Annotated in this window: 12 protein-coding genes; 2 read left to right on the top strand and 10 right to left on the bottom strand. The window is 72.2% G+C overall.

Annotation, left to right across the window (positions count from 1 at the left end; genetic code table 11):
• The first annotated feature begins 133 nt into the window (after window positions 1-133).
• Entirely contained in the window at window positions 134-643 is a 510-nt protein-coding gene (locus ACH34S_RS29795; protein WP_395956147.1) for a DUF2231 domain-containing protein, read from the top strand.
• Between the two features lie 154 nt (window positions 644-797).
• On the opposite strand, the gene ACH34S_RS29790 is transcribed toward ACH34S_RS29795, so the two are convergent.
• On the bottom strand, window positions 798-2,192 hold the full coding sequence (locus tag ACH34S_RS29790) for an MFS transporter (protein WP_395956146.1): 1,395 nt from the start codon (window positions 2,190-2,192) through the stop codon (window positions 798-800).
• Window positions 2,193-2,290: 98 nt separating this feature from the next.
• Between ACH34S_RS29790 and ACH34S_RS29785 the strand changes: the two genes are divergently transcribed.
• Window positions 2,291-2,797, top strand: a complete 507-nt coding sequence (locus ACH34S_RS29785; protein ID WP_395956145.1) for a winged helix-turn-helix transcriptional regulator — start codon at window positions 2,291-2,293, stop codon at window positions 2,795-2,797.
• A gap of 42 nt (window positions 2,798-2,839) precedes the next feature.
• Here ACH34S_RS29785 and ACH34S_RS29780 read toward each other — a convergent pair whose 3' ends face one another.
• The 9 genes from ACH34S_RS29780 to ACH34S_RS29740 all read right to left on the bottom strand — a co-directional run bounded on the left by ACH34S_RS29780 (window position 2,840) and on the right by ACH34S_RS29740 (window position 12,996).
• Window positions 2,840-3,493 (bottom strand): GTP-binding protein, encoded by a 654-nt coding sequence (locus ACH34S_RS29780; protein WP_395956144.1) that lies wholly within the window; start codon window positions 3,491-3,493, stop codon window positions 2,840-2,842.
• Window positions 3,474-4,010, bottom strand: coding sequence for a DUF742 domain-containing protein (locus tag ACH34S_RS29775; RefSeq protein ID WP_395956143.1), 537 nt, complete (start codon window positions 4,008-4,010; stop codon window positions 3,474-3,476). Before ACH34S_RS29775 ends, ACH34S_RS29780 begins: the two co-directional genes overlap by 20 nt.
• Before the next feature lie 6 nt (window positions 4,011-4,016).
• The gene (locus ACH34S_RS29770; protein ID WP_395956142.1) at window positions 4,017-4,466 is read right to left on the bottom strand and encodes a roadblock/LC7 domain-containing protein; all 450 of its coding nucleotides are present in this window, start codon (window positions 4,464-4,466) and stop codon (window positions 4,017-4,019) included.
• On the bottom strand, window positions 4,463-7,297 hold the full coding sequence (locus ACH34S_RS29765) for a nitrate- and nitrite sensing domain-containing protein (RefSeq protein WP_395956141.1): 2,835 nt from the start codon (window positions 7,295-7,297) through the stop codon (window positions 4,463-4,465). The genes ACH34S_RS29770 and ACH34S_RS29765 overlap by 4 nt, the downstream gene beginning before the upstream one ends.
• A 69-nt stretch (window positions 7,298-7,366) precedes the next feature.
• Window positions 7,367-7,768: a hypothetical protein gene (locus ACH34S_RS29760; protein ID WP_395956140.1), complete on the bottom strand. Its 402-nt coding sequence runs from the start codon at window positions 7,766-7,768 to the stop codon at window positions 7,367-7,369.
• A 42-nt stretch (window positions 7,769-7,810) separates the two neighbouring features.
• Window positions 7,811-8,401: an ATP-binding protein gene (locus ACH34S_RS29755; RefSeq protein ID WP_395956139.1), complete on the bottom strand. Its 591-nt coding sequence runs from the start codon at window positions 8,399-8,401 to the stop codon at window positions 7,811-7,813.
• Window positions 8,402-8,632: 231 nt separating this feature from the next.
• Window positions 8,633-9,211 (bottom strand): PadR family transcriptional regulator, encoded by a 579-nt coding sequence (locus tag ACH34S_RS29750; RefSeq protein WP_395956138.1) that lies wholly within the window; start codon window positions 9,209-9,211, stop codon window positions 8,633-8,635.
• 75 nt (window positions 9,212-9,286) lie between these two features.
• Window positions 9,287-11,083: a fatty acyl-AMP ligase gene (locus ACH34S_RS29745; protein ID WP_395956137.1), complete on the bottom strand. Its 1,797-nt coding sequence runs from the start codon at window positions 11,081-11,083 to the stop codon at window positions 9,287-9,289.
• Between the two features lie 5 nt (window positions 11,084-11,088).
• Window positions 11,089-12,996: an acyl-CoA dehydrogenase family protein gene (locus ACH34S_RS29740; protein WP_395956136.1), complete on the bottom strand. Its 1,908-nt coding sequence runs from the start codon at window positions 12,994-12,996 to the stop codon at window positions 11,089-11,091.
• Window positions 12,997-13,064: the final 68 nt, after the last annotated feature.

Genomic DNA, 13,064 nt, shown 5'->3' with positions numbered 1-13,064 from the left:
GGATCACCCTAGCCCGCCACCATCGAAACACCAAGGTGAGCAGGTTAAATAATCGAAGGCCGCCCCTATGCCTCCTCATCGTTGACGGCTCCTGCTATAACACCAATACTTGTTGGTGAAATAGGAGGTCCACATGAATGATCAGGCGCACCAGCCGGCCAAGCGGCCGGTGACCCCACTCGCCGGGAGCTACGGCCACCCGCTGCATCCGATCCTCGTGACGGTGCCGATCGGGGCCTGGATCGCGGCGCTCGTGTTCGACATCGCCTCGCACCTGGTCGACGATCCGGAGTTCGCGTCCCGGGGCGCGCTGTGGCTCATCGGCCTCGGCATCGTCGGTGCGCTGGCCGCCGCGGTGACCGGGTTCCTGGACCTGCTCGCCGTCCCGCCCGGCACGCGCGCCTTCCGCACGGCGCTCGTCCACATGTCCCTGAACCTCGCCGTCACGCTCAGCTTCGCGGGCGGCTTCTTCTGGCGCATGGGCGACGGCACGGGCTCGGTCGCGCCCGCGCAGATCGCGCTGTCCGCCGTCGCGCTCGCGGCGCTGGCCGTGTCCGGCTATCTCGGCGGGAAGCTCGCCTACCGGTACGGCGTCCGCGTGGCCGACGAGACGACGCAGGCCGAGGGCTTCGTCCGCTCGTAGGACGGCCCGAACGACGCCGGCACAACAGGCACCTCCTCCGGATGAGGTGCCTGTTGTGGTGCGGGGCGGTCGGGCGAACCGGGCCGTGCGGTCCGGGTCAAGGCTTCGTCCGAGGCCCCGGGCTATGGGGTTGTGATGGGCGTGGTGTGGGGGGCTAGGAGGTGCCGGCGACCACTTCCGTTTCTGTCTCGGGGACGGTGGACGGGGACGGCCTGGAACGGCGCGGGGTCATGCCAAGAGCGGCGATCGCGGCGACCGCCATGAACCCGGCGACCGTGAGCCAGGCGTTCACGTATCCGTTGTGCGCGTCGGCGTAGCCGAGCGGGGTGCCGAGGACGGCGACGGCGAGGCTGACGCCGAGGACGCTGCCGAGCTGGCGGCTCATGTTCACGACGGCGCTGCCGGTGGCGTAGCGGTGCGGCGGCAGGTCGACGGCGGCGGAGGCCAGGATCGTGGGGAGGGCGAGGCCGACGCCCGTCCCGCCGATGAGCCAGCCCGGCAGCAGCTCGGTGGTGTAGGCCGGTGCCGGGCCGAGGCTCATCGCGATCAGGACCACGCCGAAGGCGCAGAGCATGCACCCGGCGGCGGTGATCAGACCGACGGGGACCCGCGCGGCGGCGAGCCTGCCTGCGATGATGGCCATGATCGGGACCATCAGCGGGCCGGGCGCGACGGCGAGCCCGGTCTTGATGGGCGAGTAGTGCCAGACCTGCTGCATCCACAGGACGCCGAGCAGGAGGTTCGCGGCGAACGCGACGGTGAAGAGCAGGATCGTCGCGTTCGACCAGGAGAAGGTCCGGACGGCGAGGAGCGACGGTTCGATCACGGGCGCGGGGTGGCGCAGGGAGCGGAGCCAGAACCAGGCGAGGCCGAGCAGCGCGGCGGCGATGGCGATCGTGGTCTGCTCGCCCGGCCAGTCGTTGATCTTCACGAGGCCGAGCGCGAGGAGCGCGACGGAGAGGGTGAGCACCGCCGTGCCGGGCAGGTCGGGGACGCGGGCGGCGGCGCCGTCGCGGGAGTCTGGGACGAACCGCAGCGCGAGCAGCGTCACCGCGATCCCGATCGGGATGTTGACCTCGAAGACCCAGCGCCAGGAGACGTCCACCAGGACGCCGCCGACCGCGGGGCCCGCCGCGGCGGCGAGCGCGGCGGACGCGGACCAGATCCGCACCGCGCCGGCGCGGCGGGCGGCCGGGTACGCCGAGAGCAGGAGCCCGAGGCTGGTGGGGATGAGCGCGGCGGCGCCGGCGGCCTGGAGGACGCGGAACCCGACCAGCCACCACAGGGACGGCGCGAGCGCGCACGCCTGGGAGGCGAGCGTGAAGACGATGAGCCCGGCGATGAGGCCGGGCTTGCGGCCGTAGCGGTCGGCGAGCCGGCCGAGCGGGACGAGCAGCGCGGCGAACACGATCGCGTACCCGTTGAGCACCCAGGACAGGTCGGCCATCGAGTGGCCGGGGAAGTCGCGTCCGATGTCGTTGAACGCGACGTTGACGATGAACAGGTCGAGGCCCGCCATGAACGAGGCGACGGAGAGTACCGCGAGCACTGGCCGGGGGCGCACCTGACTTTGTTGCACCATAGTCAGGGAGGCTAGCGAGCGGCCTGACTTTGGTCAAGCGAAGTCAGCAGGTTTATAGTGGACGGGTGACAATCGCACTTGAGGGGCACTTCGCCGACCGTGACAGCTGGTCGATGCAGAACTGCCCGGTCGCGAGGACGCTGGCCGCGCTCGGCCCGCCATCGGCGGTGCTCGTGCTCAGCGAGGCCTACTTCGGGACCAACCGGTTCGGTGACTTCGTCCGCAATCTGGAGATGACCGAGTCGGCCGTCACGGCGCGCCTGCGTCACCTCGTCAAGGCGGGCCTGCTCAGCCGGGAGCCCTACCAGGAGCCCGGCCAGCGGACGCGCTACGAGTACCACCTGACGAAGATGGGCCAGGACCTCGCGCCGACCCTCGTCGGCCTCATGGAATGGGGCGAGACCTACCTGCCCGGCGAGGAGGGGCGCCAGGTCATGCTGACGCACGCCGGCTGCGGCGAGGCCGTGACGGCGCAGGTCAGATGCGCGGACGGCCATGACGTAGGGGTGGACGAGATCATCATGCGCCCGCCCCGGCCCGAGGAGGCGGCAGCGGCGGCCGACGCCGAGTAGCGCCGGCCGGGAACGCGCGTCAGAGGCGGCCGCCGGCCCGCGTCACAGGCGGCGGCTGGTGCCGCCCGCCAGGCGCAGCGCGTGCTCGACCAGCGACACCAGGACCTGCTTCGCCGACAGCGTATGGCGCGCGTCGCAGAGCATGACGGGCACGTGCGGGTCGATGTCCAGCGCCATCCGGATCTCGGGCGGGTCGTAGCGGTCGGCGTCGTCGAAGCAGTTGACGGCGACGACGAACGGGGTGCCCTTCTGCTCGAAGTAGTCGATGGACGCGAAGCTCGCCATCAGCCGCCGCGTGTCCGCCAGCACGACCGCGCCGAGCGCGCCGCGCGACAGCTCGTTCCACATGAACCAGAACCGGTCCTGGCCCGGCGTCCCGAACAGGTAGATGGCGACGCCGTCGCGCAGGGTGATGCGGCCGAAGTCCATCGCCACGGTCGTGGTGGTCTTGGCGGCGACGCCGTCGAGGTCGTCCACGCCGACACCGACGTCGGTCAGCGCCTCCTCGGTGCGCAGCGGCCGGATCTCGCTGACCGCGCCGACCATTGTGGTCTTCCCGACGCCGAACCCGCCGGCGACGAGGATCTTCAGCGCGACGCGCGGGCCGTCCAGCCGCTCGTCGTGCTCGGCGAGGGCGTCGGAGGAGTCCGGCGCGTCCAGGGTGTCCGGCGGGGGGTCAGAGCGCGCGGAGTTCATCGAGCACCCTCCTGAGCAGGTTCGGATCGGTGTGTGGCGAGCTCGCGTGCGGTGGGTTCGCGTACGGCGAGCTCGCGTGCGTGGCGCCTGCGGGTGGTGCGCCCGCGTAGGGAGCGCCCGCGTGCGGCAGGCCCGCCCCGGGCAGGCCGGTGAGCGGGTCGGCGGACGGCCCGGACCACCGCTGGACGTCCACGAGCCCCGAGTCGAGCAGGTCGCCGACCAGGACGCGGATCACGCCGAGCGGCAGGTCGAGGTCCGAGGCCAGGTCGGCGAGCGCGTGCGGGCGGCGGCACAGCGCCAGCAGCCGCCGCTGGTGGCGCGACAGCCGGCCGGGGTCGGCGGGCCGCCTGCCGGTGGCGACGAGGATCGCCACAATGTCCAGCGGCTCGCCGTTCGGCCGGGTGCGGCCGCGGGTCACCGCGTAGGGACGGACGATGGGTCCGGCGGCGGCGTCCAGCCACCGTTCCCTGCCCGGGGCCCCGTGATCGGGGGCGCCGGGCGCGTCGCCGGGGTCCATCGCACGTCACCTGGTTCCCGGTCCCGGGCCCGGCGGCGGGCCCGGCGAAGGCGCCGGGCCGTTCTGCCGGACGCCCGTGGACAGCTGCCGCCCGACGCGCTTGACCAGCATCGTCATCTCGTAGGCGACCAGGCCCGCGTTCGCGCCGACCTCGCTGAGCAGCGCCAGGCAGCTGTTGGCCCCGGCCGGCACGACGAAGAACAGGCCGTCGTCCATCTCGACCAGGGTCTGCCGGATCTCGCCGGAGTCGAGCTGCGCCCGCGCCCCGGTCGCGAGGCTCTGGAACCCGGCCGCGAGCGCCGCCAGGTACTCGGCGTCCTCGCGCCCGACGCCCCGGGACATGCCCATGACCAGGCCGTCCCGCGACAGCACGACGACCTTGCGGACCTGCGGGACCCGGCCGACCAGATCGTCGAGGAGGAAGTTCAGCTCGGTCGCGACGCCCTGCCTGCTCATGATCGTCCTTCCGTGCCGTCGTCCATGGGTTCCTCGTCGTCGTCCCTGCCGCGCAGCCAGCCGGCCTGGAGCGAGGCGAACAGGTCGCGGGACGCCTCCGCCGAGCGCGCCTCCCACGCGGCGACCGCGTCCTCGGGCGGCGCTTCCGGCGATGGCGGCCCGGCGGCGTAGACCTCCGCCTGCGGGGCGGTGTCGCGGAGCTGCGGCGCCAGGTTGCCGCCGCGCACCCGGCGCGGCAGCGGGGTCCGTCCGCCGTTGCCCGCCTGCGCCTGGGCCTGCGCCTCGCCGAAGGACGGCGGCGACTCGTGGCCGTAGGGCGGCACGTGCGGGCCCGCCGCCTGGAACGGGCGCGTCGCGTCGTAGAGGGGCGTCCCGTAGGGCGGGGTCTCGTGCGGTGCTGGTTCGTACGGGGGTGTTTCGTACGGCGGCGACGGCGGGGTCTCGTACGGCGGCGGGGTCTCGTACCGGTCGTACGATGGCCGGTCCTCGGTGGACGTCGGCGCATGCAACCCCGCCGTCGCGTCGTACTCCGGCTGATCCGTGATGGACGCCGGCGCATCGGGTGAAGTGGTGTCGTCGTAGATCGGGGCGTTGAGCATCGTCGTGGACGTGGGCGCCTCCGGCGTTGGCCAGGCCCTCATCGAGCCGTTCCGCACGGGCGTCCCGTTCTCCTGCCGCGGCTGCGGATGCGGCTGCGCCGAGTTCGAGCGGGCGACGGGGACGTCGCCGGGGACGGCCTCGTCCTCGGGCTGGTCGGCGTCCACGATGAGCTCGCGCGGGATCAGCACGACCGCGCTGACGCCCCCGTACAGCGACGGCTGCAGCGCGACCCGGATGCCGTGCCGGCCGGCGAGGCGGGCGACGACGAACAGGCCGAGCCGGTCGGTGACCGCGAGGTCGAACTCGGGCGGCCGCGACAGCCGCAGGTTCAGCGCGTCGAGTTCGGACTGGTCGAGGCCGATGCCGCGGTCGATGACGTCGACGGCGAACCCGTTGGCGCCCATCTCGCCGCGGACCAGCACCTCGGTCGGCGCGGGCGAGAACACCGTGGCGTTCTCGATCAGCTCGGCGAGCAGGTGGATGATGTCGGCGACGGCCTCGCCGATCACCGCGGCCGGGCCGGTCACCACGACGACCTCGACGCGCGTGTAGTCCTCGACTTCGGAGACGGCGGCGCGCAGCACGTCCTCGACGTGCACGGGCCTGCTCCAGCCGCGGCCCGGGGACGTCCCGGACAGGATGACCAGGCCCTCCGCGTGCCGGCGCATGCGGGTGGTGAGGTGGTCGAGCCGGAACAGGTCTTCGAGGGCCTTCGGGTCGGACGCGCCGCGCTCCATCTCGTCCAGCATGCGGAGCTGGCGGTGCAGCAGCGACTGGTTGCGCCACGCGACGTTGAGGAACACGCGGCTGATGCCCTGCCGCAGGTAGGACTCGCGGACGGCGGTGTCGATGGCGGTGCGCTGCACCCGCGTGAACGCGTCGCCGACGCGGGCGACCTCCTTGGTCCGGCCCCATTCCATGAGCCCGCCGAGCGGCGGGACCTCGGCGTCCACGTCGACCTCCTCGCCGCGGCGCAGCCGGGCGACCACGCCGGGCAGCCGGTCCTCGGCGAGGTGCAGCGCGGCGCGCTGCAGCCCGCGCAGCTCGCGGGACAGGCTGCGGGCCGCCAGCAGCGACAGCACGATCGAGACGACCACGGCGAGCAGGCCGAACCCGCCCGCGAGGACGAGCCGGAGGATGATCCGGTCCCCGATCGGCTTGGCCATCTCGTTGAGCGCCAGGCTCGCCTGCGTGACCTTCTGCGCCCAGGCCTGCGACAGCAGCTGGGTGGTCGCCTGCCAGTCGGCGGCCTCGGGGGGCAGCCGGTCGTCGCGCGCCTCGACGATCGCGGCCTCGGCGGCGCGGTAGCGCTGGAAGCCGTCGGAGGCGGCGAGCTGCTCCAGCGGCCCGCGGATCTCGGCGTTCAGGTCGGCGAGCCCGGAGTCGAACTCGCGCCGCCCCTCGGCCGCCCACTGGATGAACGCGGTGTGCTCGGCGGGCGTGAGCCGCCCGTTGCGCGCCATCGCGGCGGTGACGAGCGAGTCCTGGCGGAGCATGTAGGCGCGGGCGTTGCCGAGGCTGATCAGCGCGCGGCCCTGCGTGAGGATGGCGACGTCGTTGACCGTCACCAGCCCGTTGAAGACCTTGATGACCTCGTCGAGGACGGTGCTGTAGGCGTTGATGACGTCGAGCGGCTCGGCGCTTCCCGCGTCGACCTGGGCGCGCAGCGTCGGCAGCGTGTCCAGCGCCTTGATCGCGACGGCCAGGCGCCGCTCGGTCTCGGGTTCGGCCGCCTCGCGCGCCTCGGCGGACGTCGCGGTCCTGCGGAAGGACGCCTCCATGGCGCTGACCCGTGCGCGCAGCCCGCCGAGCTTCTGCCTGTCCTTGGCGTCGCGGGTGCTGAGCGCGACGACGCTGAGGGATCGTTCGGCCTGGAGCAGGCCGACCAGGTTGATGCCGGGCAGGCCCATCTTCTCGTAGGTCGTCGAGAAGTCGAACTTGTCGGACGCGTCGCCGACCGTGATGTTCGCGGCGAACGCCCACAGCGCGATGAGCGAGACCAGCGGAACCAGCAGCAGCGCCGTGATCCGCAGCCGGATCGGGCGCTTGCGCCGCCGCCGCTCGCGCGCGGGCGCGTGGTGCGCGGACGTGTGATGCGGGGACGCGTGGTGCGGGGCCTCGCCGTGCGGCGGCTCGCTGTACGGAGACTCGCCGTACGGAGACTCGCCGTGCGGGGGCTCGTTGTTCGAGGCGGCCGTGTAGGGGCCGGCCGGCCGGCCGTCGCCAACCATCAGATCACAACCTCATGCGGGGGGACGGGCCGCGATCCGTGGCCCGCTCTTTCGGTCTGTGTGGGCTTGCTAGGGGCGCACCTCGTCCATGGCCGCGCGCGCGACCAGGCCACGGAGCCTGCTGGTGATCTTCGCGACGGCGCGGGCGTGCCCGTGCACGGCCTTCTCGCGCGTGGAGTACCGGCCGACGTCGGCGTGCATCGACAGATCGGACACGATCGTCTGCCACAGCAGCGGTCGCCCGTCCGCCGCGAACCCGAGGTCGATCACGGTGAACCAGGTCGACACGACCACCACGACACCGCCGACGCGGATGACGTCCTGTGCCAGCAGGCGTCCCCGTACGTCCAGCAGAAGGCGCTGGGCCTCTTCCGAGGTGACTCGTCTCCCGTCCGAGCGGTAGTAGTCGACGGACTGATGCCTGTCCAGAGGCTGTTGCTTCTCGACCGGCATGTGCTTTTCAACCGACATGGTGCTTCCCATCGCTGCGCGGGGTTGCGAGGAAAGGCGGGGTCAGCGGCCTGGACGCGCGTCCCGCGGCCAGGCGGGGACCTCGCACCAGACGGCCTTGCCGGACGGGGTGAAGTCCGTGCCGTGCCGGTCGGCCATGATCGCGACGAGGAACCAGCCCCGTCCCGTCTCCTCCATGAGGTCGACGCCGCCGCCGTCGGCGAACCGCGTCCGCGGCACGCCGGCGCTCTGGTCGTGGACCTCGATGCGGAGCCGGTCGCCGGCGCGCAGCAGCCGCAGCGACAGCACGGTGCCGGGAACGTCGGCGGAGTGCCGGACGGCGTTGGTGACGAGCTCGGAGACCAGGACCTCCGCGTCGTCGCCGACGTGGCCGATGTCGGAGCCGGTGGTGACGGACCGGCTGAAGCGCCGGGCCTGCGGCACCGATTCGTGCTCGGCGGGCAGCGTCAGCTCGCCCAGCAGGATCGCCGCGCCGTTGGTCGGGGCGCCGCCGTTGGACGGGGCCGCGCCGTTGCTCGGGGCCATGCCGTTGGGCAGGGCGGTGCCGTTGGACGGCGGCGGCGCGCCGTCCGGTGCGGCCGTGCCGGTGGCCAGGGTGTTAGGGAGTTCGATGGTGTGGTTGTCGCCCGACATGCGGAACGCCTCCTTGACTAAGGCGTGTTGCCCGGATCCAGCCCGGCCGGGACGCGAGGCTGGGAGGGGCTAGGGGGTTGGTGCGGGTGCCGCCGCCGTTCGGGCATGCGGCGGCACGGGGGTCGAGGACGCGGGACCGCGGACGACACGCGGAACGCTCGGTCTCGACGGCGGGCACGACCTTGACGACGTGCACTCTCTCGATCTGTACCGTCTCGACCGAGCGGGCGGTCATGACGGATCGCCTTCCTCGGCATCGCCCGCCCGGGTGCGCAGCAACCGGGCGGTACTGGTGAACCACTCGTAGTTCTCCTGCTCGAAGCGCAGTCCGCGCATGCAGGTCAGGTACGGGCCGACCGGGGTGCCGGTCCGCAGGAACGTCTCCTCGTCCAGGTCGCCGCGCAGGTGCTTCATGGTGTGCTCGAAGACCTCGATCTTGGCGGCGGACGCCACCGCCCGGTCTTCGAGCTGCGCGATGACGGAGGACGCGGAGATGTGGTCGACGGCCTGGACCATCGCGAGCAGGTTCTCGCGGATGATGCCGGGCTTGGCGGGGGTGGCCGCGAACCGCTCGAGCTCGTCGAGGCCGGCCTGGGTGACGGTGTACACGCGTTTGTTCGGACGGTCGTGCTGGATGATCTGCCGACCGCTGATCAGGCCTTCCGTCTCCAACCTCGACAGCTCCGAGTAGAGCTGCTGCGGTACGGCGTGCCAGAAGTTGGAGACGGACAAATCAAAGATCTTGGCCAGCTGGTAGCCGCTGTACTCGCCGTCGAGCAGCGCGGCCAGCACCGCGTGACGTAGCGCCATCGGCCTTCTCTCCCCGCCTTGACTCAGGGTTGACCCGACGTTATCAGGCAGCGACATGAATAGTCATGCTTTTGACTAGGATTGGTTAGGGTGATTTTTCCGGTCCGCTGAGAAGTTCCAGGTCACCGGCAGGTCGGTGGCGAGGTCCCCGGCGAGGCCGGTGATCTGGCCGCGGAGGAACGCGTCCCGGGTCTGGCGGCGCTGCGTCTTTCCGCTGGTCGTGCGGCGCACCGCGCCCCGTCCGGCCAGGACGACGCTCAGCGCGGGCAGCTCGAACGCGCGGGCGACCTCGGCCTTGATGAGGGCGGCGAGCTCGTCCAGCGGCGTCCCGGCGGCGACCCTGGTGCTGATCTCCTGGACGATCACGACGTGCTCCTGCACTCCCCCGCCGTCAAGGACGAACGCGGCACCGGTGAGCGCCGCCGGGTGGGCGGCGCCGGCGGTCTCCTCGACGTCGTGGGCGTGGATGTTGCGGCCGTTGACGATGATGAGGTCCTTGATCCGTCCGGTGACGAACAGCTCGCCGTCGGCGGCGAGGAACCCGAGATCGCCCGTCCTGAGGTAGGGGCCTTCGCCGTCGGAGGTGTGCGCGCCGAAGGTCGCGCGGCTCGCGGCCGGGTTCTCCCAGTACCCGCGTGCGACGCTTCCGCCGCGGACCCAGATCTCCCCCACCTGCTCCTCCGGCAGGCGCGCGCGGGTGCCGGGGTCGACGATGCCGACGTCGAGCGTGACGGGACGCCCGCAGCTCACCAGCCGCCGCCGCGCCCCGGCGTCCCCGTCCGGCGCCGGGACGGCCTTGTCGAGGGTGAGCGCGTCGGCGTCGAAGTCGCGGACGACGGGACCGGTGCCGAGCGGCGCGGCGGTGACGAGCAGCGTCGTCTCGGCCATGCCGTAGCAGGGCATCCACATCCCGGGCCGGAACCCGACCGGCGCGAACCGCTCGCTCATCCGCTCCAGCGTCGCGGCCCGGACGGGTTCGGCGCCGTTCTTGACGACGCGGAGCGACGACAGGTCCAGGCCCTCCAGCTGGCGGTCGGTGACGCGGCGCAGCGCCAGCTCGTAGCCGAAGTTCGGCGCGACGGTGACCGTGCCGCGGTACCGGGTGATCAGCTCCAGCCACAGCACCGGACGTTTGATGAACGTGATCGGGGAGGTGAACACGTACCGGCAGCCCAGGTACAGCGGTTGCAGGACCTGACCGACCAGGCCCATGTCGTGGTAGTGCGGCACCCAGCCGACCCCGACCGTGTCGGCCGTCCCCTCGATGCGGCGCTGGATCTCCTCGCCGTTGCTCAGCAGGTTGCCGTGGGTGACCATCACGCCCTTGGGGTCGCTGGTCGAGCCGGAGGTGTACTGGAGGAAGGCGAGCGTGTCCGGGCCGAATCCGGGCGGCGTCCAGGAAGCGGGGCCGGGGACGGTCTCGTCGGCGGCCTGCGTGTCGAGGGCCTGGACGCGGCGTTCCAGACCGGCGCCGTCCAGCCAGGCTTCGATGGTGGCGCGGTGGGCGGTGTCGGTGAGGATCAGCGTGATGTCGGCGTCCTCGATGATCCGGCGGGTGCGGCCGAACCGTCCGGCGTCCAGGTCGGGCAGGGGCGCGGGGACGGCGATGACGCGCGCGTACAGGCATCCCAGGAACGCCGCCAGGAACTCCAGCCCCTCGGGATACAGCAGCAGGACGGCCCTGTCCTGGAGGCCGCGGGCCTGTAAGCGGGAGGCCAGCGCGCGGGCCCGGCGGTCGAGCTCGGCGAATCCGAGCACGTTCTCCTTGTACCTCCCGAGCCGTTCCTCGCTGATGAAGGTGAACGACCGGTCGTCGCCGTGCGCGTCGATGTTCTCCCGGACGAGCGACACGAAGTCTTGATGCTCGTGCATCCCGGTCACTCGTCCCCTGGGCTGGTCGGCTCAGCGACGGTCACCAGCTCGGCCAGGGAGAGGAGGGAGAACCAGCGGCCGTCGTCGAAGGTGCGGAACATCGCGTCCTCCAGCGACGGGAGGAACTCCTCCGACAGGAGCGTGTCGGGCTGTGCGCGCTGGAGCAGGCGCTGCAGGCACAGCACGAGCCACTGCCCGCCGGCGAACGGCCCGCAGAACCGGTGCCGGTTGTGCAGCCAGGTCAGGACGCAGGAGAACATCGCGTGCAGCTCGCAGTACCGCTTGGCGCGCGCCAGCGCCGCCACCGACGACGTGTCGCCCTCGCTCGCCCTGATGCCCTGCTCCACCTTGGCGCGCATCCCGCCGATGCTCGACATCAGATCCTTCAGCTCGGCGGCGACGCCGGGCGCGGCGTGGGCGTTGGCCGCGGTCAGCAGCTCCTCCGACAGCAGGTCGAAGCGCTGGCCGATCTCGTCGCGGCCCTCGTTGGTGAGCTGGAGCAGGCGGCCGTCCGGCGCCCAGGCGGGGGGCGTGCGCGTCCAGCAGAACAGGTCGGCGAGCAGCTCGTCGGCGTCGGAACCAGCAGGGCGGCCGGTCTCCTCCGGCGGGTCGATCAGGAACGGGAGCTGGCCCGCGACGTTGGCGAGGTTCACGTGCGTGGTGCCCTCGAAGATGCTCGCGATCGCGTGGTCGCGTTGCAGCTTCTGGAACACGCCGTGCGCGACGCCCTCGCGCAGGTAGCCGCGCGCCGCCAGGACCGTCCCGATGCTGGCGACGACCTCCTCGCCCAGGACGGGCACGAAGTACTTCACGATCGAGGACCACAGGCTCAGCCGTCCGGGCGCGACCGTCAGGCAGCGCGCCACCGGGATCGCGACGCACTCGGCGATCAGCAGATCCAGGTGCGCCTTGAGCAGATGGTCGCGGATGACGGGGATCTGGTAGATGTCCGAGCCGTAGAGGGTGCGGCGCCGCGAGTACTCCATGCCGATGCGGACCACCGCGTCCATCGTCCCGACCGACAGCGCGGCGATCGCCGTCCGGGTGATCTGCAGCGTCTTCAGCGTCTGGACGAGCCCGGACCCGCGCCGCCCGATCACCCGGTCGGCCGCGACGCGCGCCCCGGAGAACGCGACGCCGCTCAGGTCGTGGCCGCGGAGCCCGACCGTCCGCACGGGCGGGAGCGTCGACCAGGTGCCCGGGTCGAGTTCGTTCTTGTCGACCAGGATGAGCGAGAAGTCGCGGGTGCCGGTCCTGGCGTAGGTGGTCACGAACCGTCCGCGGGTGGCGTTGCCGACCGGCCATTTCGTACCGGTGAGGACGAGGTCGTCGCCCTGGAGCTCGGCCTCCGACTCCGACGCCATCACATCGCTGCCGTGGTCGGCCTCCGAGACGCCGAAGCAGGCCAGGTCGCCGTTCAGGACGCCGTCGGCGACCGTCCTGCGCTGCCGGTCGTCCCCCCACAGCCACACCGGGTTCACCGCCAGCAGGCCCGACCCGTACATCACCGCGACGGTCACGCTGCGCCGCGAGATTCCGCGCGTGACGAAGAACAGCTCCTCAAGCGTCGTCAGCCGCCCGCCGAGACCGCTCGGCACCAGGTATCCCGGGAAGCCCCAGTCGCGGACGGTGTCGACCGCGCCGGGCGGAAGCTCGTCGCGCTCCTCCGCCTCCACGATCGCCTTGTAGGAGAAGGGGCCGGACGCCTCGTCCATCGGGTCGCCGAGACGCCGGTCCAGGTCGGCGGCGATGCGGTGCGCGGGCGACAGCTCGGGCTCAAGGGACGCGGGGCCGGGGGGCGGCGGCTCGGCGCGTCCGGGATGGGGCGCGGGACGGGACGGCGGCTGCGGGGATCGCGGCGCCGGGACGGCACTCGCCAGGCCAACGGGGTCAACAGGGGGAACGGGGGTCACGGGGACAACGGGGTTTGCGGGGATCTTGCTGTCCATCGGTTCCTTCGACTCTCTAGAGGTGGGCCGGG

The organism is Actinomadura sp. 3N508 (assembly GCF_044326375.1).
Taxonomy (GTDB): domain Bacteria; phylum Actinomycetota; class Actinomycetes; order Streptosporangiales; family Streptosporangiaceae; genus Spirillospora.
This window is presented reverse-complemented; position numbering and strand designations above follow the sequence as displayed.

Coding starts and splice junctions, on each gene's coding strand:
- ACH34S_RS29760 (WP_395956140.1), bottom strand. CDS start 7,768: ATGTCGGTTGAAAAGCACATGCCGGTCGAGAAGCAACAGCCTCTGGAC.
- ACH34S_RS29780 (WP_395956144.1), bottom strand. CDS start 3,493: ATGAACTCCGCGCGCTCTGACCCCCCGCCGGACACCCTGGACGCGCCG.
- ACH34S_RS29750 (WP_395956138.1), bottom strand. CDS start 9,211: ATGGCGCTACGTCACGCGGTGCTGGCCGCGCTGCTCGACGGCGAGTAC.
- ACH34S_RS29765 (WP_395956141.1), bottom strand. CDS start 7,297: ATGGTTGGCGACGGCCGGCCGGCCGGCCCCTACACGGCCGCCTCGAAC.
- ACH34S_RS29745 (WP_395956137.1), bottom strand. CDS start 11,083: ATGCACGAGCATCAAGACTTCGTGTCGCTCGTCCGGGAGAACATCGAC.
- ACH34S_RS29755 (WP_395956139.1), bottom strand. CDS start 8,401: ATGTCGGGCGACAACCACACCATCGAACTCCCTAACACCCTGGCCACC.
- ACH34S_RS29795 (WP_395956147.1), top strand. CDS start 134: ATGAATGATCAGGCGCACCAGCCGGCCAAGCGGCCGGTGACCCCACTC.
- ACH34S_RS29770 (WP_395956142.1), bottom strand. CDS start 4,466: ATGAGCAGGCAGGGCGTCGCGACCGAGCTGAACTTCCTCCTCGACGAT.
- ACH34S_RS29775 (WP_395956143.1), bottom strand. CDS start 4,010: ATGGACCCCGGCGACGCGCCCGGCGCCCCCGATCACGGGGCCCCGGGC.